The sequence below is a fragment of the Dactylosporangium sp. CA-152071 genome (genome assembly GCF_050936335.1).
Classification (GTDB): Bacteria; Actinomycetota; Actinomycetes; order Mycobacteriales; family Micromonosporaceae; genus Dactylosporangium; species Dactylosporangium maewongense.
Genome location: NZ_JBNJMZ010000002.1, coordinates 3,316,491 through 3,336,161, shown reverse-complemented (window position 1 = coordinate 3,336,161; position 19,671 = coordinate 3,316,491). Strand labels below are relative to the sequence as shown.

The 19,671-nt window shown below is 70.9% G+C and carries 16 protein-coding genes; 14 read left to right on the top strand and 2 right to left on the bottom strand.

Translation table 11 applies throughout. From position 1 onward, the window contains the following. Positions 1 to 512: 512 nt before the first annotated feature. Positions 513 to 1,430, bottom strand: a complete 918-nt coding sequence (locus ACQEVZ_RS55020; RefSeq protein WP_433383872.1) for a phosphotransferase family protein — start codon at positions 1,428 to 1,430, stop codon at positions 513 to 515. Continuing rightward, entirely contained in the window at positions 1,427 to 2,800 is a 1,374-nt protein-coding gene (locus tag ACQEVZ_RS55015) for a tetratricopeptide repeat protein (protein WP_433383870.1), read from the bottom strand. The genes ACQEVZ_RS55020 and ACQEVZ_RS55015 overlap by 4 nt, the downstream gene beginning before the upstream one ends. 339 nt (positions 2,801 to 3,139) lie before the next feature. Here ACQEVZ_RS55015 and ACQEVZ_RS55010 point away from each other — a divergent pair, with 339 nt between their 5' ends. The 14 genes from ACQEVZ_RS55010 (at position 3,140) to ACQEVZ_RS54945 (ending at position 19,336) form a co-directional block, all read left to right on the top strand. Next, complete coding sequence (locus tag ACQEVZ_RS55010) at positions 3,140 to 4,801, top strand: helix-turn-helix domain-containing protein (protein ID WP_433383868.1); 1,662 nt, start codon at positions 3,140 to 3,142, stop codon at positions 4,799 to 4,801. A gap of 510 nt (positions 4,802 to 5,311) precedes the next feature. Further along, a complete protein-coding gene (locus tag ACQEVZ_RS55005) occupies positions 5,312 to 7,837 on the top strand; it encodes a sensor histidine kinase (protein WP_433383866.1) in 2,526 nt (841 codons plus the stop codon). Positions 7,838 to 7,863: 26 nt separating this feature from the next. After that, positions 7,864 to 8,289, top strand: a complete 426-nt coding sequence (locus tag ACQEVZ_RS55000) for a roadblock/LC7 domain-containing protein (protein ID WP_433383864.1) — start codon at positions 7,864 to 7,866, stop codon at positions 8,287 to 8,289. 77 nt (positions 8,290 to 8,366) lie between these two features. Further along, a complete protein-coding gene (locus ACQEVZ_RS54995) occupies positions 8,367 to 8,945 on the top strand; it encodes a GTP-binding protein (protein ID WP_433386180.1) in 579 nt (192 codons plus the stop codon). A gap of 30 nt (positions 8,946 to 8,975) precedes the next feature. After that, the gene (locus ACQEVZ_RS54990; RefSeq protein ID WP_433383862.1) at positions 8,976 to 10,184 is read left to right on the top strand and encodes an ABC transporter substrate-binding protein; all 1,209 of its coding nucleotides are present in this window, start codon (positions 8,976 to 8,978) and stop codon (positions 10,182 to 10,184) included. A gap of 58 nt (positions 10,185 to 10,242) precedes the next feature. After that, positions 10,243 to 11,124 carry an ABC transporter permease subunit gene (locus ACQEVZ_RS54985; protein ID WP_433383860.1) on the top strand — a complete coding sequence of 294 codons (882 nt, stop codon included), beginning with the start codon at positions 10,243 to 10,245 and terminating at the stop codon, positions 11,122 to 11,124. Beyond that, positions 11,121 to 12,122 carry a branched-chain amino acid ABC transporter permease gene (locus tag ACQEVZ_RS54980; RefSeq protein ID WP_433383858.1) on the top strand — a complete coding sequence of 334 codons (1,002 nt, stop codon included), beginning with the start codon at positions 11,121 to 11,123 and terminating at the stop codon, positions 12,120 to 12,122. Before ACQEVZ_RS54985 ends, ACQEVZ_RS54980 begins: the two co-directional genes overlap by 4 nt. After that, a complete protein-coding gene (locus ACQEVZ_RS54975) occupies positions 12,119 to 12,880 on the top strand; it encodes an ABC transporter ATP-binding protein (RefSeq protein ID WP_433383856.1) in 762 nt (253 codons plus the stop codon). The genes ACQEVZ_RS54980 and ACQEVZ_RS54975 overlap by 4 nt, the downstream gene beginning before the upstream one ends. 2 nt (positions 12,881 to 12,882) lie before the next feature. Further along, positions 12,883 to 13,734 (top strand): ABC transporter ATP-binding protein, encoded by an 852-nt coding sequence (locus tag ACQEVZ_RS54970; protein WP_433383854.1) that lies wholly within the window; start codon positions 12,883 to 12,885, stop codon positions 13,732 to 13,734. After that, complete coding sequence (locus ACQEVZ_RS54965; protein WP_433383852.1) at positions 13,731 to 14,552, top strand: class I SAM-dependent methyltransferase; 822 nt, start codon at positions 13,731 to 13,733, stop codon at positions 14,550 to 14,552. The genes ACQEVZ_RS54970 and ACQEVZ_RS54965 overlap by 4 nt, the downstream gene beginning before the upstream one ends. Positions 14,553 to 14,875: 323 nt before the next feature. Then, the gene (locus ACQEVZ_RS54960) at positions 14,876 to 16,273 is read left to right on the top strand and encodes a hypothetical protein (protein WP_433383850.1); all 1,398 of its coding nucleotides are present in this window, start codon (positions 14,876 to 14,878) and stop codon (positions 16,271 to 16,273) included. 11 nt (positions 16,274 to 16,284) lie between these two features. Next, complete coding sequence (locus ACQEVZ_RS54955; protein WP_433383848.1) at positions 16,285 to 17,208, top strand: SAM-dependent methyltransferase; 924 nt, start codon at positions 16,285 to 16,287, stop codon at positions 17,206 to 17,208. A 303-nt stretch (positions 17,209 to 17,511) separates the two neighbouring features. Continuing rightward, complete coding sequence (locus ACQEVZ_RS54950) at positions 17,512 to 18,399, top strand: hypothetical protein (RefSeq protein ID WP_433383846.1); 888 nt, start codon at positions 17,512 to 17,514, stop codon at positions 18,397 to 18,399. Between the two features lie 100 nt (positions 18,400 to 18,499). Beyond that, entirely contained in the window at positions 18,500 to 19,336 is an 837-nt protein-coding gene (locus tag ACQEVZ_RS54945; RefSeq protein WP_433383844.1) for a hypothetical protein, read from the top strand. The last annotated feature ends 335 nt before the right edge of the window (positions 19,337 to 19,671 follow it).

Genomic DNA, 19,671 nt, shown 5'->3' with positions numbered 1-19,671 from the left:
CGCGCTAGCGGACGATCACGCGCCGCCGACGACCCACTTCGTCACGAAACTCACCTCCCTCGAAGCTGCATTGATCGCTGAACGGCGGACGTTCGACGTGCGCGGGCGGCCGGTCGAGCTTCACGCTGCAAGGACTGCACAGCGCGCGAAGCCGGGCTGACAACCGGCGTCGTTGGCGGTGACACGCCTCGGCCGGATCGCTGAGGGATGACGTACTCCCGCTGTCCCGTCGCGGTCGATCGCCTGCCGTTGAGTGACGACCGTAGGCGGCGCAGCGGACGCGGGTGAAGACGTCAGCGTGGTACAGAGCGCTGACACCCAGGCTTGTACCCATCGAGGCAGGCGAATTGGCCATTCAGCTTCACTGCGATGTGCGTGAAGCTCAGGGCATACGTCGGGCGGGCAGGTCCGTCTCGAGGCGGCGCAACGGTCACGGAGTTGGTGTTTCCTCATGACGGCGGCGGATCAGGGCGCGTGCTTGCGTGTGTCGCGCCTAGCGCCAGCTGCAGAGGTCAGCTGTAGGTGGTCCATTTCGCTGCGGTGTTGCCGCTTCGAATGCTGTCGAAGCGGAGGCGCCACTGCTCACGGATTCGTAAATTGGTGTTCAGGATCGGCAGGACACTCGTGATGAGTTTCAGTTCACGGATCTGCCGCAGCACCGGAAATCCGTCCCAGCGCAAGATGTCGAAACCGTAGTCTGCGGCCAGCACATCATGGGCGTCGCCCGGGTAGTCGAACCGAAGCTTGCCCACCGCGACGGGCGTCAGATCCCATTCGCGTGGTCCGATAGCGGTGGAATCGAAGTCGCAGATAATTGGCCCGCTCGGGCTCATCAAGATGTTTCCGCTGAATATGTCACCGTGGATGACGCCGGCGGGCAGCACGAAGTCGACGTTGCCTAGGTCGCGCTCAGCGGAGTCAGCCAGCTGCTCCAGGAACGCGAGCTCGTCCGTGGTCAGGCCGTCGGCGTCGTGAATACGCTGCCGGATTTCAATGAAGGGATTCCATGTGGGCAGCTCGAACGGAGGTGCTGGCAGCGCCTCGAACATGCGGATGGTCGCGGCAAGGTCATGACCTGACGGCCTAACGCCGGTCTCGACCACAGCGTGCCAGGCGGTGACCAGGTGGCCATTTGCAGTGATCGGCTGCTGGATGCCGTCCAGCAGCCGAACCGCCGGCTGATGTCGTTCCTCCAGCCACTGTGCCACGCGAACGATCTTCGGCGCTCGGCTGCGCATCGCCTGCGAGCCGGCGATGCGCAGCACAATCCGCTCCTTGGCGAGTCGGAAGACGGCGTTGTTGGTGAACTTGATCAGAGTGGCGTCGCGCACGTCGAGGTCAAGGTGACGACCCACAGCCTGGATGACTGCATCCAGGGTCTGAGGCGTTAATCGATCATGCTGCTCAGGATCGTGTTCGCTGGAAGTCATACCTTTCGCAGCGTAGCAATCCGGGTGCCGAGGTCGCGAACGTCGGAGGCGCCCGGGTGGGCTGCAGCCTCGGCGGCCAACGGCTCGAGCCGATCGATGGTGCGCACCGACCGTACCTGTTCTGCAAGGTCGGCTGCCTGATGTCCTGCCGCCACGCCCTCTGCGAGGTTGCCCAGCCGGAGGTGCACGGTGGCGAGGGCGGTCAGCTCGAAGGTGCGGCTGCGTGTCTCGGCTTCGCCGCGGAGGCTCAGGCATGCGGTGAGCGAACCCACAGCCTCGTGCAGATGATGCTCTTTGCGGTCGCGCGGCAGAGCGGCATGCACCATGCCGGTCAAGGCGGTCAAGTCCGCCTCACCGAAGAAGCGGACCCAGATCGGGGCGGATGCGAGGTCTGCACGGCCGAACTCGTCCCGTGCGCGATTGATGGACTTCGCGGCCTGGCCGGCGTCGCCGAGTAGGCCATATGTCCAAGCCTCGTTCGCGCAAAGCAATGCCACGGTCAGGTCGCTTCCAGAATCCTGTGCTGCGATCTGGCCGAGTTGGAAGAACCGCAGCGCTTGTTGCAGCAGCCCGCGGTGCAGATGGAGGCGACCCATCCGGTAGAGGACGTTGGCGACGAGTGAAGAGTCCTCGGCGTATCGCGCCTGCTCAAGGGCCCGCGCGAAGTGGCTACGGGCAGCGGAGTACAAGCCAACGTCGAAGGACGTCCATCCGGCGAGGTTGTGCAGGTCGGCAAGTGCCTGGTGGAGTCGGCGCTCAACATCCTGTCCTCGGTCGGCCGTCAACAGTCGTTGTGCCCACATGACCTGGGCGACTACCGCATCGCGGCACGCCCCGCCCCCAAAGCGGTAGTCCAGGACCCGCATGGTGGCAGTGACGTGCTCGATGTTCTCGACGTCGGCGACGCCGACTCGGTCCGGAACTGGACTGCGGCCCGACTCGACGGGTTGCCACCACCGCGCGGCATCGTGGACCGCAGCGCCCATGGTCACGTTCGCGGCGTGGGCCAGCAGTTGCCGGACCTCTTCGCGTTCATCGGCGGCTGATGAGCAGGTAGCGCCAACGAGATCGAGCACGTCGGCGGCTGTCGCGTCGTAGGCCAGCCCCATGTAGCCGCGCGGCACACCGAGGCCGTCAGCGATGCGGGCCAGAAGGTCGTACGAGGTGATGCGACGCCCGGTATGCAGCACCGAGTAGATCTCCGACGGCGCCTGGCCGGTCATTGCACCGATCGCTCGATGGGAGAACCCGGCATGGTTCAGCCGCGCGTACACCGTCTTGAGATCGTGACGCGCGAGGGCGACACGCATCGCAGGGTGCTCCAGCACCGGTGAGGGAACCTTGAGCCGCGCAGCGCCATCAACGGACATCACCGCTCCTAATGTTGCCGGGCGTGTCCGTACGGTAACCGCTCCGGTACGGAAACTGAAGCTCGCCGGATGGCCTTTACCACTTCACGAGGCTCCGGACGAGCTCATCGTCTCGTACGCGAGCCGGATGGGTGACTAGCGGGACTAGTCGGCCTAACTAGCCGCTCACCGAGCCAGCGCGTCCGCATACATGCGCTGCTTGGGTGCAGGAGCGGTCCTATCGCAAGCTCTCGATGGATGTGACGTACCGCGCTCGGTGGAACGCAACCCGTGAGCAGCCTGCCTGGTCCGCGGCAGTCCACAACGCGGCCGAGAACGCCAGCTCCGGGAGGTGAATCAATGCAACGAGCGCCTGTGTCGACGTGTGGCGGTGGCCCGCCGCATCCCATTGGCGTGCCGACGGCTTGGCTCTCTGCCCCGCCGATCACGCGCGCGGCGATCTCTCCTTTCAATCCGAGCTCGCCGCAGGTGAAGCCGGCAACGTCGACTGCGCGGGCTCAATCTGCGCAAGCTCGCTTCGCGGCCGAGCTGCGGCGCCGTCGAAGAGTCGCTGGGTGTTCTCAACGTCTCGTTGGCAAGGCGGCGTACGCCAGTCGTGAGTGGGTGTCCAAGATAGAAGCTGGTCGTCGTTGGCCCGGCCGTCAGTTCGCCGAAGCTGCAGACCGTCTCCTCGGCGCCGGCGCCGAGCTGCTGCAACTCTGGGCCGAGGGCGACGCGGAACGCATTGCGGACCGGCGCCAGCGCGCGACCATTGAACGGCTCGGAAAGCTCCAAGAATTGACAGACGCGCGCGGCGATCAACCGATTCGGCAAATGCTTGGCAGCGTCAATGAGCGCGTTGCAGCTGCCCCGGATCTTCTGCTTGCGTTGATGAATGCGCTGACCCGAATCGTCGTTGACGGAGTCGACGACGGCGAGATCGTCCGGCAGGTCGGCGATCTGGAACGCCGAGCGCTCCTGCGCGAATCCAGCAGCGAAACACGACCGGCCCTCGTGTATCTGGCGTTCGACCTCGCCGATGCCGCGGATCTGCTCGACCGGGCCCGAGACGAGCGGCTGCGAGCGCGGCTGATCCGATTGATCAATCGCTTGCTGCAGTCGCTGGCTACCAGCGCGATCCGGATGGACGAAGGGCTCGACCGATCGACATGGTCGACGCATGCGATCCGCACGCTCGTCGACGGCGCACCATATCCAGCCGACGGGGCAGGCCCAGACCGAGACACCGCGCCGTCCGCACGCACGCCGCGGTGTATCGAGCGTCCACCCAACCGCGCGGCATCGCCGACAAGAAACACGGGGAACGACGCTCCGGCATTCACGCCGCTGGGCACGCCAGTATCTGCAAACAGACGGTCGCGCGGAGACAACGGCGCTGGCCGACTGCAGCCGCGTACCGATCGAGGCGAACTGGCCGGCCACTCAGGAGACGCACCGGCTCGGAACATCGAGATGCAGGCGGACAGTTGCTCGGTCGCCCAGCTCGCGCTGAACCACCGTCTAACAGAGCAGCCACACCGTGGTACGGCTGGCTACGTAGGCGCTCCGAGAGGCACGTGTCGACCATCCAGGCGCGCCCCGTGGGCGCGGTGCGATGCCCAGCCAAACGGCCTTAATGGTCACCATCGGCCAGAGCCAGCGGTCCAACGCGGCTGTGAACCACGACGTCGAACAACCAATGGTGGTCGGGTACAACCGGCGTGCGGGAGCGCTGTACCACGCCGCACCCTTTCGTGCCTGGTCGAGATCTGCGGGAATGAATGCGATCAAGGCCGTGGCGCGGCATTTGAGACGTCCGCCGGCTGCCGTTCGCAGAAAGCTGCGGTGGCCGGCGGCACCAGCCGTGATCCGCCCACGTCGGGCCGGCGGTCGAGATACGGGAACACCGGTCAAGCGGGCTGCGCGAACGGCCTGGGCAGTTTGCTCCGTCGGGGCACAGGGGGGAGGCGAGGGTGGCTACGTCCACCGGGACGAGCGGCGAGGACCGTGCGCTGGCGGTGATGGGCTCCGCGCTGCGGGACCGGCACCGAGCTGTTGCGGGCGGTGCTTGCGCGGCTGGTTGTCGACAGCAGGCGCCGTGCGCGGGTCAGCGGCTCGGGTCGTATGCGCTGCAGGCGGCGGGCCGGCCTTGGCATGAGCAGTTCTCGGCCCGGATCGACGTGCTGACGAGCGGGTTCCCGGCATGACGGTTGAGAAGCGACAGGCCAGGCTGACCGACGAGGCCAGCTCGGTCGACCACGGCCGCTCCGCTGACGCCGCCCAGGCTCCGGGTGTTGCGGCGACACAGGGTGTGGTGGGGCGCGCTCCGGCTTGGGGCTCGCTTGCAGCGCAGGCGACTGACCCCGTTCGCGGCGGCGTGATCGACGAGTGCTCCACGATCGGCGTGGATCTGAAGCCGCGACCGGTCCGGCTGCAGGGCGGCGGGTCGGCCGACCGGACCGCTGCTACATGCACGGCTGTGCGGCGCTCTGCCCGACGTCCGCGCTTTGCGCCGGTGAGGAGTCGGCGAGCATGAAGATCACTGGGAAGCTGATGGTGCTGGTCGTGGTCCCGTTGGTCGCTGTGGTGGCCTTCGCCGGGTTGGCGTTGGTGTCCGCGGGCGGGCAGGCGTTGCGGGCTGACCGGCTGCGGTCGCTGGTCGTTGCCGGTGAGGCTGCCGGGGATCTTGTGTCGCGGTTGCAGGCGGAGCGGGTGGCTGCGGTTGAGGCGTTGGTCAGCCGGCCTGCCGGGGCTGTTGACGCCTACCTGCAGAAGGCCACGGCGACGGATGCGGCGGCTGCGCGGTTCCGTGTGGCGCAGTCGCAGCTGTCTGAGGTGCCGGGCGGCGTGCAGCGGTTGCTGGACCGGGTTGACGGCGGGATCGGACAGCTTGCCGCGCTGCGGGCGCGGGTGTCTTCGGGCAAGGGTGCGGCGTCGGCGTTGGTGTTCGCGTACCGGATCTTGATTGCTGACCTTGTCTCCTACCGCGAGTCGATGGCGCAGGCCGGCGGCGCCCCGGCGGACATCGCTGACCGCATCCGCGCGGCGGCGGCCCTGTCCAGGGCGGTGGAGTTCGTCGGGTTGCAGCAGGTGACGGCGCTGCGGGCGACGGAGTCTGAGCAGCTGACACCGGCGGCGTATCAGGACATCACCGCTGCGCGGACCGGGTATGCCGAGGCGGCGCTGACGTTCGACGCGTTGGCGGCTCCCCGGTGGCTGGATTGGCTGGACGGGGCGCTGACCGGCGATGCCGTGGTCGCCGCGCAGCGCTTGGAGGACACCGTCGCCCGGATCCGTCCGGGTGCCCGGCTGGGGCTGGACCGTGCTGGGTGGACGTCGGCGATGAGCGCCCGGATCGAGCAGCTGCACCAGGTGGAGGTCCGCATCGACGCGGAGCTCGTCGCGGACGTGACCCGGCTGCGTGATCAGCAGCGGTTGGTGACTGTGGTGGAGTTCGCGGCGGTGCTAGCCGCGGTGGCGGCGGTGATCGGGTTGGCGTTGTGGCTCGGCCGGCCGATGATCCGTGGTCTGCGACGGCTGCGGGACACCGCCCGGCGGGTGGCGAGCCAGACGCTGCCCGCGGAGGTGGCCCGGCTGGACGACCACGAGGTGCTGGGCGGGTTGACTCCCGAGCAGTTCGCCGACAGCACACCTGCCCCGATGGAGGTGCGGGGCCGCGACGAGCTGGCCGAGGTCGGTGCGGCGTTCAACGCGGTGCACCGTGAGGCGGTCCGGGTGGCCGCCGAACAGGCAGCCACCCGGGTCGGTATCGCCGCCATGTTTGAGAGCCTGGCCCGCCGTGGACAGGGACTGACCGGGCGGTTGACCGCCGAGCTGGATCGGCAGGAGCGCGGCGAGGAGGACCCGGATCGGCTGGCGCAGATGTTCCGCCTGGATCATCTGGCCGCCCTGCTCACCCGGACCAATGAAAGCCTCCTGGTGTTGGGTGGTGGCGCGTCGGCGCGTCCCCGCCGCCAGGACGAGCCGGTGCTCGACGTGCTGCGCGCCGCGCAGGGCCAGGTCGAGCAGTACACGCGGATCGAGTTCGGGTTCACCGATGACCTGGTCGCCATCCGGGCCGCGGCGGTGGACGACCTGGTGAAGCTCCTCGCCGAGTTGATGGACAACGGCTGCAGCTACTCCCAGGCGGTGGTCACCGTATCAGCCAGGGTGCTCACCGACCGCATGGTCATCCAGATCGTCGACACCGGCATCGGCATCGACGCCCACCGGCTGCGCACATTCAACGAGCGCCTCGCGTCCGACCGCGGCCCGCTGGACCTGGCGGCGGTGCGGGCGATGGGCCTGACCGTGGTCGGTCGGCTCGCCGCCCGCCACCGGATCCGGGTGGAGCTCCGCCCGGGCCGGTCCGGCACCATCGCAGACGTCACCGTCCCGGCGCACGTGTTCACCGTGGACACCACGCCCCGGCGGGCGCTGGACACCGGTCATGCACCGGTCGCAGCCCTCACCGGTGCTCGCGCCAGCGAGGGTCTGGGTGCTGGACCAGGTTCGGGCCCTCAGCGGCGGGAACCGAGCGCGCCACCAGCGGCGCCGCTGTTCCAGGTCGACGGACCGGCGGCAGTGCCGCAGCCCCGATTGTCCACCTGGCCTCCGAGCATCTCCATGGCCGGGTCTGGACCGGCAGCAGCCGATATCGATGACACGGTGGAGACACGCCTGCCGATCTTCGAAGCGGTCAAGGGCAGCTGGTTCGTCTCCGCTCCGGCGTCGCCCGCGACCTGGCCCGTGGACGCCAGCGGCGAGGTGGTGACACAGCCGGCCGAACCGTGGCAGATGCCGGCGGATACCGGCTGGCAGGCCGCTGCGGCGGCGGCCCAGCCGGCGGTCGCTGCGACCACCAGTACGGGCCTGCCCCAGCGGCACCCGATGGCCAACCTGGTGCCGGGCAGCGTCGAGCAGGGCGGCCAGCCTGCGGCGCCAGCGGCGGAGTACCGCGACCCGAAGGCCGTGGCCGCGAGCCTGGCCGCCTACGGCCGCGGCCTGGCCCGCAACAGCCGGGCCGAGGCGCACAGCCGCACGACGTCGAACGTTTGACAGCCGAATCCTTTGAGGAGCGAACCGTGGTGACCGTCGATGTGAACTTCCTCTTGAACGACTTCGCCGACCGGGTGCCGAAGGTCACGCACATCGTGGCCGTGTCGGCCGATGGGCTGCTCGTCGCCCGGAACCACGGCCTGCCCAGAGACGCTGCGGAACGGCTGGCCGCGATCGCATCCGGTCTGGTCGCGCTGCTGCACGGCGCGGCAACCAACCTGGAAGCCGGACAGGTGGTGTCCAACCTGACCGAGATGACCGGCGGGCTCATGTTCACCATGTCGGTGTCCACCGGCGCGCTGCTCGCCCTCGCCGCCCCCGGATGCGACATCGGGCAGGTGGGCCACGAACTGGCCGACCTGATCAACCGGGTCGGACCCGCGTTGCGCCCGCAGGTGCGAGCTGACGCGCTGACCGCGTCCATGCTCACCGCCTCCGGGCTGACCGGATAGAGGCGGGCGTGGCAGCCACAGCAACGCCGTCCGTCACCCAGGCGGCAGCGACGTCCGATGCCAGCGGGAAGCGGCGGATGTCGGTGAAGATCGTGATCGCGGGCGGGTTCGGCGTGGGGAAGACCACGATGGTGGCCTCGGTGTCGGAGATCGACCCGGTCAGCACCGAGGTCGTGATGACCGCGGCCAGCCGGGCGCCGGACGACACCAGCGCGGTGCCGGCCAAGACGGCGACCACGGTGGCGATGGACTTCGGCCGCATCACCCTGCCCGCCGACCCCGGCGGGCTCGGCGGCGTAGCCCTGTTCCTGTTCGGCGTACCGGGTCAGCAGCGGTTCTGGTTCATGTGGGACTCGGCCTGCCGCGGCGCGCTCGGCGCGATCGTCCTGGTCGACGTGCGGCGGCTGGCCGACAGCTTCGGCCCGATCGACTACTTCGAGCGGGCCGGGCTGCCGTTTGTGGTGGTCGTCAACCAGTTCGACGGCGCCCCCGAGCACCCCGAAGCGGAGCTCCGTGAAGCGCTCGCGCTGCCTGCGTCGGTGCCGGTACTGGCCTGCGACGCCCGCCACCGCGAAGGCGCCAAACAGGTCTTGATCACCCTCGTCGAGCACCTGCTGGCCCGGCGGCTCCGACCGCCCGGCACCGGTGCCCGGTAAGCCCCACCAACCCCTCTCAGGAGCAGACACATGCAGCAACGACGAACGCGGCACCTGCCGACCCAGTTGACCCGGTCGACCCGGTCGGCCTGGGTCCTCGCGGCGTGCCTGGCGATGACCGGCTGCGGCGGCAGCAACGCCGGCGACGCCGGCACCGACACGGTGAAGGTCGGGTTCGTGGGCAGCCTGTCCGGGACCTACCAGGACGTCGGGCAGGAGATGCGCGACGGGTTCCAGCTGTACCTGGACACCCACGACGGCCGGTTCGGCGGGCGGAAGGTCGACCTCGTCGTCGCCGACGAGGGCAACGGCGCCGCCACCGCCCTGCCCGCGGCCACCCGCCTGGTCAAGGACGAGCACGTCGCGGCACTGACCGGGATCGTGGCGTCCGGGTCGTACCTGGCCATCTCCGCGCTCGCCACCGAACACAAGATCCCGCTGATCGGGTCCAACGGCCGACCGGACACCGACAACGCCGACTGGCTGTGGACGACCAGCTTCCGGTCCCCGGACCCGGGCACCGCGATCGCCCCCTACATCAAGGAGCACGTGGACGGGCCGGTGTGGGCGATCGGCCCGGACTACAAGGGCGGCTACGACCAGGTCGGCGGGTTCACCGACACGTACACGAAGCTCGGCGGGAAACTCGCCAACCCGGGCGGCAAACCGACCTGGACACCGTTCCCGGACACGCCGAACTACCTGCCGTACCTGTCGCAGATCGCCAAGTCCGACGCCAAGGCGGTCTACGCCTTCTTCGGCGGCGCGAACGCCGTCGGGTTCGTCACCCAGTACCGGCAGTCCGACGCGAGGAACCTGCCGCTGTACGGGGCGTTCCTGACCGAGGGTCCCGTGCTGCAGCAGCAGGGCGCGGCAGCCGAAGGCATCTGGAACGTCCTCAACTACAGCCCCGACCTGGACAACGCCGCGAACCGCACGTTCATTGCCGACTGGACGACCCGCCACGCGGACCGGTCACCGACCACGTACGCGATGGCCGCCTACGACGCCGCCGCCGTCCTCGACAAGGCGATCGCCAAGATCAGCGGCAAGGTCACGGCGGTGAAGATCAACGAGGCGATCGGTCAGCTCGGGCAGATCGACAGCCCGCGCGGCAGCTGGCAGTTCAGCCCCAAGAACCACACCCCGATCCAGCACTGGTACCTGCGTGTGGTCCGCCGCGACGGCACCCAGCTGGCCAACCGCGTCGTGCAGGACCTGGCCACCGTCGGCGCCTGACAGCCCCTCCATCCCCCTTCACCCCTTCCGAGTTTGTCGGCGAGAGGACGAACCTGCCGTGGGCCCGCTCAATGCCCTCGATGCCTACCTGATCCCGGTCATCGACGGGGTCGCCTACGGGCTGCTGCTGTTCACCCTGGCAGCCCCCTTGACCCTGGTGCTCGGGGCCGGTGGGGTGCTGAACCTGGCCCACGGCAGCCTCTACGCCCTCGGCGCCTACGCCGCCGCGCTCATCAGCGACGGCTCCTGGACCAGCCTCGCCCTCGCCGCGGCCGCCGGCACCCTCGCCGGCGCGGCCGGTGGCGGGCTGCTGTCCACGGCCCTCATCCCGGTCACCAGCCGGGGACACCTGACGCAGGCGCTGCTCACCTTCGGCGTCGCGCTCGTCGCCGGCGCCGCGCTCGTCCTGACCTTCGGCCCGGACAACCTGCGCCCCACCGTCCCAGCCGGGCTGGACACCACCGTCAGCCTGGCAGGGCACCGATACCCGGCATACCGGCTGGCGTTCATCGCCATCGCGGCCGCCCTCGCTGCAGGCGGCTGGCTGGTCCTGGCCCGCAGCCGGGCCGGGGCACGGCTGCGGGCCATGGTCGACGACCCGCAGATGCTCGCCTGCCTGGGCACCAACCCCCGCACCGTCCTCGCCGCGGTCCTCACCGCCGGCGGTGCCCTCGCCGGACTCACCGGCGTGCTCGGCGCGCCGATCATCGGCCCAGGCCCGGGCACCGCGGACACGGTGCTGCTGCTGTCACTGGTGATCGTCGTGGTCGGTGGGCTCGGCTCGGTCGGCGGCGCGGTCGCCGCCGCCGTCGGGGTCGGACAGGTGCAGAGCCTCGGCGTCGTCCTCGCCCCGGCGTGGACGCCGTACCTGCTGTTCGCCGCGATGGCTATCGCGCTGCTGCTGCGGCGCCAGCCGCTGCCGGCCGGGAGGAACGCATGAGCCGCACCGGGCGCGACGTGCTGCGCCGTGGCAGCGGCCTGCCCGCAGCGGCGTGGGGGCTGGCGGCAACGGCCGCCCTCGCGATGGCCGGGTTCCTCGCCGACCCGTACACGCTGAGCGCCTGGACCCGGATCCTCAGCCTCGGCCTGCTCGCCGTCAGCGTCGCCGTCCTGGCCGGCACGGCTGGGCTGCCCAGCCTCGGGCAGGTCGCCCCGTACGCCGTCGGCGCCTACACCACCGCGATCCTGGCCCGCCACGGCATCACCACCGGCCCGGTCCAGCTCGCCGCCGCCGCTACCGCCGCGGCCATGTTCTGCCTGCCCATCGGCGTGGCCGTGGCCCGGACCCGCGGGATCACGTTCCTGATGGCCACCCTCGCCGTGGGGGAGCTGACGGCGGTCGCGGCCGGGCAGTGGACGACGGTCACCGGTGGCACCGACGGCCTGGCCGGCATCCCCGCCACCCGGCCGTGGTGGGGTGCTGCTCCGCTGGTCGAGGACCGGGCCGTCTACGGCTACGCCCTCACCGTCGCCGTGGCGGTGACCGCCGCCGTGTGGTGGACGCTGCGGGCACCGGCTGGGCTGCTGCTGCACGGGTGCCGCGACCACGAGACGCGGATGCGGGCCAGCGGCCACCCCGTCACCCGGTACCTCGTCGCCGCCTACGTCGGCGCCGGTGCGGTCGCCGGGATCGGCGGCGCGCTGCTGGTCACCGGACAACGCTACGTCTCACCCGGCGACGTCGGGTTCGAGATGTCCGCGCTGGTGCTGCTCGCCGTGACCATCGGTGGTGGCAGGTCCCTCGGCGGCGCTCTCGCCGCGGTCGCCCTGGTCGCCCTCGTGCGGGACTGGGCCGCCGCCACCGTGCCCGGCCGCGGCCCGCTGCTGCTCGGTGCGTTGTTCATCGCCGCCGTGTATGTGCTCCCCGACGGTCTGGCCGGGCTCGGCCGACGCCGCCGGCCGCGTCCGCCGGTCGAGGCGGAGGTGCCGTCGTCATGACCATCAAGTCCGGGCCGCAGCTGTCCGCGCGAGGGCTGACCCGCCGATACGGTCCCTTCCTCGCCGTCGATGACGTGGACCTCGACCTCGCGGCCGGGGACCGGCACGCGCTGATCGGGCCCAACGGCGCCGGGAAGAGCACCCTGCTGAACCTCCTCGCCGGCACTATCCGGCCCACCGCCGGGCAGGTCGTCCTCGCCGGGCGGGACATCACCCGCGCCGGTCCGGGCCGCCGCGCCCGGCTCGGCATCGCCCGCACCTTCCAGACCCCCGCCGTCCTCGAGTCGCTCACCGCGCTGGACAACCTGGTCGTCGCCGCGTGGCGGCACACCGGCACCCACACCGCGTGGCGGTCCGCCAGGCGCCGCGCACTCGCCGCCCGCGGCCTGCACCGCCTCGACGAGGTCGGCCTCGGCGCCCACGCCCACACCCCGGCAGGCGAGCTCTCCCACGGGCAACGCCGCATGCTGGAGATCGCCGGAGCACTCGCTGCCAACCCGGCCGTGCTGCTGCTCGACGAACCCGCCGCCGGCCTCGCCGAACACGACCTGACCCTGCTGCTGGACGCGTTGAGGCGGCTGCCGGCACAGACCGCGGTGCTACTCGTGGAACACAACCAGGACGTGGTCACCGCCCTCGCGGACACCGTGACCGTCCTGCACCGCGGCCGGGTCCTGGCCACCGGCACCCCCGATGCCATCCACACCCACCCGGCGGTCGCTGAGGTCTACCTCGGCACCCCCCACGGGACGGTGTGAGCATGCGCCTGTCCCTGGAGCAGGTCAGCGCCGGCTACGGCGGCGGCGTGGTCGTGCACCGCATCGACCTGTCCGTCCCGGCCGGGACCGTCCACGCCGTCGTCGGGCACAACGGCGCCGGCAAGACTACCCTGCTGCACACCATCGCCGGGCTGATCTCGCCGGCCACCGGCCGGATCCGCCTCGACGGCACCGACCTCACCCGGCAGCCCGCCCACCGGCGGACTCGAGCCGGCATCGGCTACGTGCCGCAAGGCCGTCGGGTGTTCGCCTCGCTCACCGTCGCCGATCACCTCGCGATCGCTCAACGCCACACCGCCACCGGGGCCTCGACTGCGGCCGTGTGGACCCGGGACCGGGTCCTGGAGCTCCTGCCGCACCTGGCCAGCCGGCTCCGGCACCGCGGCGCGCACCTGTCCGGCGGAGAACAGCAGATGCTCGCCATCGCCCGAGCCCTGCTCACCCAACCGGCGCTGCTGCTGCTCGACGAACCCACCGAAGGGTTCGCCCCCGCCATTACGGAGCAGATCAGCCGCACCATCACCACCCTCGCTGGCGACGGCCTCGCCGTCCTGCTCGCCACCCCGCAACCCGACTTCGCCCGCACGGTCGCCGAACAGGCCAGTGCGCTGACCGCAGGTCGGGTCACCGCCTACCTCGACGCAGCCATCATCCGCGGCGACCCCGACCGGCTACGTACGGCACTCGCCCTCGGCGGCGCCGGCACCGCCGCCGGGACGGCTGTTGCGGCAACTCTCGACCAGCGGCCGGGACGGGCCGCTGTCTGGATCGACACCCTCGCAGACCCAAGCACCGCAACCACAGCACCAACCGCGACAGGAGGACCTTCGTGAGCAGCACCATCGTCACCGACGGCGTCGAGGGCCGCGCCGCCTACGCGCTGGACAACAGCGCAGACTATGCGGCCGAACGGCTCATCGCACTGGACCACTTCCTTGACCCGATCACCCGCCGCGTCATCGACGAACTGCCCCTGCACCCCGGGAACCGGTGTCTGGAGATCGGCCCTGGCAGCGGCTCGATCGCCGGCTACCTGGCCGGCCGGGTCGGCCCCACCGGCCAGGTCGCCGCGGTCGACGTCGACCTCAGCCGACTCACCTCGGGCGCCGACCTCGACGTCTTCCAGCACGACATCCGCGACGGGCTGCCACTGGAAGGGCCGTTCAACCTCATCCACGCCCGGCTGGTGCTGGTGCACCTGCCGGAACGCAACGACGTGCTCCGCACCCTCACCGACGCCCTCGCCCCCGGCGGGTGGCTGGTCCTCGGCGACTTCGGCGACACGCCCATGACCGTCTACAGCAGCCCCAGCGACAGCGACACCGAGCTGTACACCCGCGTCGTCTACGCGCTGCAACACGTCCTGGAAAGCCACGGCGTCGACATGGCCTGGGCCGACGCCACCCACACCGCCATGCGCGACGCCGGCCTCCGCAACGTCTACGCCGTCGATCACGCGGAAAGCTGGTACGGCGGCAGCACCGGCATCCGCATGCACCACGCCAACACATCCCAGACGCAGGACGAGCTGCTCCTGCACGGCATCACCACCGCCGACCTGGACCGCTTCCACGCGCTGGTCGCCGATCCCAGCTTCGTCGTCCGCTCCTACCGGTTCGTGTGCACCCGCGGGCAACGACCGCCCAAGTAGACGCCCAAGCGCCGGCACCGCCATCCGCGCATCCCGCGCGCCGGATGACTCGATCGTTCCGGCCCCCAGCCGCCGTGCCGCCGCCTGCATCCCCGTTGGCGGCGGCGGACAGCTCAACCCCACTCGACGCGAACTGCCGACCCAGACGTGGAAGCGACCGTGACCTTCAACCCAGCCGACCGGCCAACCGCCGTCCCGGCCACAACCAGCGCCGGGGCCCGCCCACCGGCCGGGCGCGCCGGCCCGCTCGCGACAGCGTGGCGCCGTGCCAGGGTCGGCGCGCCGATGATCGTTGCGGTCGACGGAGCAGCGGCGGGCCGTCGGTGAGCATGGTCCACCTGGAACCGGGCGGGGCCCATCGTGCCGACCTGGGCGGGACATTAGCGAGCGACGACGCCACGGGTGGCGGCCGTCACGCGGCACCGGAAACCCCGACCGAGCTGGTGAATCACGCCGGTGCGCGGCTGGCAGCGTACGACTTCGACGGCGCCTATCAACTGCTCATCGAGTTTCGCTCGTGGCTCAAACACGGCGTGCCGGTCGAGTTCGTCGACGCGGTCGACGCCACCCGGATGCTCGCGGAAACGCTGCTCGCCCTCGGCCACGTCGAGCTCGCCGCCGACGTGCTCACCGACCTCGCCACCTGGCCCGGCCTCGGCCCCTACCAGTCCGCCATGCTCACCCTGACCGAGGCACGGCTGCTGGTGGCGCAGCACCGGCTCGACGACGCAGCGGCCCGCTACCGCGACATCATCGACTGCGGCAGGGGCGGGCCGGAACCGATCCGCTGGCCGGTGCTGCTGGCGACCGCCGGTGCCGCCTCGCTCAACGCCGCGCAGGGACGGCCAGCAACGGCCGAACCGGCCCTCACCACGGCCTACACCCGCCTCGTCGACGAGTACGGCCACGGCCACACCGACGTGATCCGCGTCGGCGTCGACCTGGCCGAACTCCGCATCCAGGTCGGCGGACACCACGCCGCCAGACAGCTCACAGCACAGCTGACCGCCGAAGCCCACGCCTGCCTCGGCCGGCAGCATCCACTGGTCACCCAGCTAAATACCCTTACCGGCCGGCTCGCCGCGACCCGTCACGCCGGGCAGCCGCGACCGGCCGTGACAGCCACCCGACCGGCCGCGCCGAGACCAGCAAGTCCTGCCGGCAGCATAGGACGGCGGGAGCCCGGCCGCCGGTCCGTGCGGTACTGGACGCTGGTCGGAGCCGTCATGTGTCTGGCCGCGGCGTCCGCGACCGCGGTCACCGTGGCCGTCATCAACGACCTGGTGCCCGCTGGTGAACCGGCCCGCAGCAGGGCAACCGTACCGGCGGCCACCCGCATCCCGTGGACCTCCGCAGGGCACGGCACGCCGCAGCTGCTGCCGCCCGGCCACGTGCGGATCGTGCGCGACTCCGGCACGACGATCGACCTCACCTGGACCGACCCCAGCGGCGGAACCCGGCCCACCATCGTGTTCCTCACCCAGGACAACGCACCAGAGCGAGTCGCCGCGACCGTCCAGGCAGCAGCCACCCGGCGCCAGCTCACCGGCCTTGACCCGAAGGTCCGCCGGTACTGCATCAGCGTCGCCGTTGCCTACGGCCCCACCGCCGTCGTGCGCGCCGCCGAGGTGTGTACCAGCAGACCTGCATCGAGCCCCACCCAGCCCCGCGCCGCCCGACGCAGCGCCGGGCGCGGCGCGACCACCGGCCCCACCTTGTGACAGGACAAGCCATGACGACCCGTTCACCGCACGACTCCGTCACCGACCCGGCCCTTGAGACTCCAGGGGCGCTCCCACGGATCGACACGACCGTCGCGCACCCGGCGCGACGCTACAACTACTGGCTGGGCGGCAAGGACCACTTCGCTGCCGACCGCGAGTCCGGCGACCTGATCGCAGCGACGTTCCCGGGCGTGCGCGAAGCCGCGCAGCAGAACCGCGCGTTCGTGCGCCGCGCCGTCACCTTCCTGGCCGGGACCGCCGACATCCGGCAGTTCATCGACCTCGGCGTCGGCATCCCCCTGCCACCGAACACCCACGAGACCGTGCAGGAGATCGACCCGACCGGCCGAGTCGTGTATGTCGACAACGATCCGATCGTGCTCACCCACGCCCGCGCCCTGCTCACCAGCCACCCCAAAGGCAAGACCGCATACCTCGACGCCGACCTGCGTGACCCCGCCTCGATCCTGCACCACCCGGACCTGCGCGGCACCCTCGACCTGCGCCAGCCGGTAGGGCTGCTGCTCGCCGCCGTCCTGCACTTCCTCAGCGACGACGAGGCAACCCACGCCGTCCACGAGCTCCTCCGCGCGCTGGCCCCCGGCAGCTACGTCGTGCTCAGCCACGGCACCACCGACTTCTGGCCCGCCGACCGCGCCGTCCTCGTGCCGGGCCTGCAGCGCAGCACAGAGACACCGTACCGGCCACGCACAGGGCGGCAGATCGCCGGGTTCGTCGCAGGTCTCCAGCTCGTCGACGCCGATCCGGCGGTACCCGAGCCGGCCGCGTCCACCACCACCCTGATCGAGGACGACGGCTCACAGCTGGTGTCGGTCTTCCGGTGGCGGCCAGACGGCACGGACGCAGCGCAGCCACGTGACGACGAGGTGGCCTGCTACGGCGTCGTGGCCCGCACCATCGCCACCGGCTGAAACGGCGGCGTAGGCCCGCACCGCCAGCGACGCAGGCGGGCATCGCACCACGGGCAACCCCATGAACAGTGCGCCGACGCAGTCGACCCGCCGGCCACGCTGGCACTGCCGCTCGCGGGCGCGTCTGCACCGCCCGCCCTTCATCGACACGAACGGTCCGCAGCAGCCGGACCGGAACTCATCAGGAGACCGATGGAACACCCCGACAGCACAACCGAAAGCCGAGAAACTGTCGGCGGCGGAGAACCTGCTTCCCCTGCGACCCGATCCACCCGACGCCCCCGGATGCGTCGGCTGCTCGCCATGACCGCCGCCGCGGGGGCGGTCCTCACCGTCATCACCGGTGCCGCGGTGGCTGTCGCGGGATCGGGCAGCCACACCCCGTCGAGCGCCGTCCAGGCGACGCCGGCGCCGACCCCCACCGCATCGCTCGCATCCCCTCAGGCTGCCAAGACCAGCGGTCCTGTTGTCGTCGGCGACGCGAAGGCGCTGCTGGAGCGGTTCGCCGACGACCTGCGCAACGCCCCTGCCGATCCGGCCCGCGCCCGATTCGAGTACCTCAGCCTGCGGATCTGGGACTCGTTCGCCGCACCGCCCGCACCCTCGTCGGACACCGCCGCGGCGCCGGTCAGGCGGACCCAACTGTGGACGTCCGGCCGCGGCAGCACCCGCGCCGTCGAACTCGACGAGAGCCACGGCTGCCAGCTGCTGCGCGACGAGACCGGCACCGAACCCGGGCCGTTCGACGGGCCAGTGCCCAGCGACCCAGACGCCGTCCGCCGGCACATCCTGCACGAACCGCAGCCGCCCGGCACCTTCGTCGACGTCTTCGGACAGATCGCCGAGTTTTCCAGCCAGCGGTTCGTACCCGTGGCCACCCGCCAAGGCGTCCTGCGGATGCTCGCCCGCCAACCCGGCATCAACGTGCAACCGCAGGCCACCGACCGGGCCGGGCGGATCGGGATCGCGGTGACCTGGACGTACCAGCCGCCGATGCCGTTCACCGTCGCCAAGACACTTATCTTCGACCCGCGGACAGGGCAGCTCCTGGCCAGCCACAGCCAAGCCCACCGCCGCCCGGACGCGACAACGCCACCGGACCCAACCGATCACTACGAGATCTACCTGCTGATCCTGACCAGCACCTACACCCCGGACGTGCACACTCCCGCAGTCGGCTGCGCCGGATGACCGCGCAGCACCCCCGGATCGGCACCGGCGCCGTCCCGGCACACCCGATGCACGTCCAGGCCACGTCTTGCGATGGACGACCGCGGCGTTGGAGGGCTCGATGAGCCCGGTCGAGCCGGCCCCGCCCGAGCAGCCGTTCGACATGACAGACCTGGCCGCCGCGGTGTTCCGGTGCAGCGCGGCGCCGCCGAGCGACGCGCCCGCCTCGCTCAAGCACATGCTCGGCGCCGTCGAGCGCACGATCACCGACGCGCCGACCCTGCTGCGACGAGACCCCATCACAGCCGGCGACGATCCGGCACTCATCGGCCAGGCCGTGTTCCTGAGCCGGGCCGTCCACGCCGGCGAATACAGCGACCAAGGGGACCGGGTCGACCTCGACGCCATCCTGGCCTGGGCGCGCTACGCCGACGCCGCCAGCCAGCGCCTGTACGGAGCTGACAGCGGCGAAGCGATCGAAGCCGCCGAGGCGCTGGTCGAGCTCCTCGCCGACCGCCGCGCGTTCGAAGAAGCACTGACCGTCCAGCGCCGGGCCACCGTCGCCCGCCTGCAGCAGCCCGACGCCTGGCGCGCAGCGCTCGCCGTTGTCCGCACGGCCGAGCTGCTCCAATGCGTCGGCCGCTGCGCCGAGTCGGTCGACGTCCTCACCGCACTCTGGCGCGGATGGCAGCAGCGCAACCCTCGCGGCAACCGCCGTGACCTCAAGGTGATCATGCCGCTGGTCGTGATGCTCGCCGTCTGCGGCCGCACTGACACTGCCTTGCACCGCCTGAACGACGCTGCACCCTGCCGCCCGCCGGAACCGAGGCGCGACCTGATCAACGTCTGGTTCCCGTACGGCACGACCATCGGGCCGCGCCGGGCCGAGCACGCCCCGCACTGCACATGGCCGACTGCCGAGCCCGACATCGACTGGGAAGCGGTGCTCCAGCCATGACCCCTCCCGCCACGCGCACCCGTCGGGCCGTCCGGCGCACGAGAACCGGAAGCGTTCTGCGTCCATGCCACCTGCGCCGCACGCGATGCGCCGAGCGACCTGCAGAACGTTCCTTGTTGGCATCCGCGCAGCACCCACACTCCGCGGGGCCGGCCGCTGTGCCGGTCGACGTGCCAGCTGGCGTGCCGGAGCGGCCGCACGCCGTCCAGCGCCCGCCGCGCCGCGCCGTCACCGAGCAGGCGATCAGCGTTCGTCCCCGGGTGGAGCCCGCTCGGCCTGCTGGCAGCACCAGCCCGGTCGATGACCGGCCCTCCAACCTCACAGGAAGGCGCCGC

What these genes read in the sequence shown, in the direction of transcription:
- ACQEVZ_RS55020 (WP_433383872.1), bottom strand. Translation starts at nt 1,430, where the DNA reads ATGACTTCCAGCGAACACGATCCTGAGCAGCATGATCGATTAACGCCT.
- ACQEVZ_RS55015 (WP_433383870.1), bottom strand. Translation starts at nt 2,800, where the DNA reads ATGTCCGTTGATGGCGCTGCGCGGCTCAAGGTTCCCTCACCGGTGCTG.
- ACQEVZ_RS55010 (WP_433383868.1), top strand. Translation starts at nt 3,140, where the DNA reads ATGCAACGAGCGCCTGTGTCGACGTGTGGCGGTGGCCCGCCGCATCCC.
- ACQEVZ_RS55005 (WP_433383866.1), top strand. Translation starts at nt 5,312, where the DNA reads ATGAAGATCACTGGGAAGCTGATGGTGCTGGTCGTGGTCCCGTTGGTC.
- ACQEVZ_RS54995 (WP_433386180.1), top strand. Translation starts at nt 8,367, where the DNA reads ATGTCGGTGAAGATCGTGATCGCGGGCGGGTTCGGCGTGGGGAAGACC.
- ACQEVZ_RS54990 (WP_433383862.1), top strand. Translation starts at nt 8,976, where the DNA reads ATGCAGCAACGACGAACGCGGCACCTGCCGACCCAGTTGACCCGGTCG.
- ACQEVZ_RS54980 (WP_433383858.1), top strand. Translation starts at nt 11,121, where the DNA reads ATGAGCCGCACCGGGCGCGACGTGCTGCGCCGTGGCAGCGGCCTGCCC.
- ACQEVZ_RS54975 (WP_433383856.1), top strand. Translation starts at nt 12,119, where the DNA reads ATGACCATCAAGTCCGGGCCGCAGCTGTCCGCGCGAGGGCTGACCCGC.
- ACQEVZ_RS54970 (WP_433383854.1), top strand. Translation starts at nt 12,883, where the DNA reads ATGCGCCTGTCCCTGGAGCAGGTCAGCGCCGGCTACGGCGGCGGCGTG.
- ACQEVZ_RS54955 (WP_433383848.1), top strand. Translation starts at nt 16,285, where the DNA reads ATGACGACCCGTTCACCGCACGACTCCGTCACCGACCCGGCCCTTGAG.
- ACQEVZ_RS54950 (WP_433383846.1), top strand. Translation starts at nt 17,512, where the DNA reads ATGACCGCCGCCGCGGGGGCGGTCCTCACCGTCATCACCGGTGCCGCG.
- ACQEVZ_RS54945 (WP_433383844.1), top strand. Translation starts at nt 18,500, where the DNA reads ATGAGCCCGGTCGAGCCGGCCCCGCCCGAGCAGCCGTTCGACATGACA.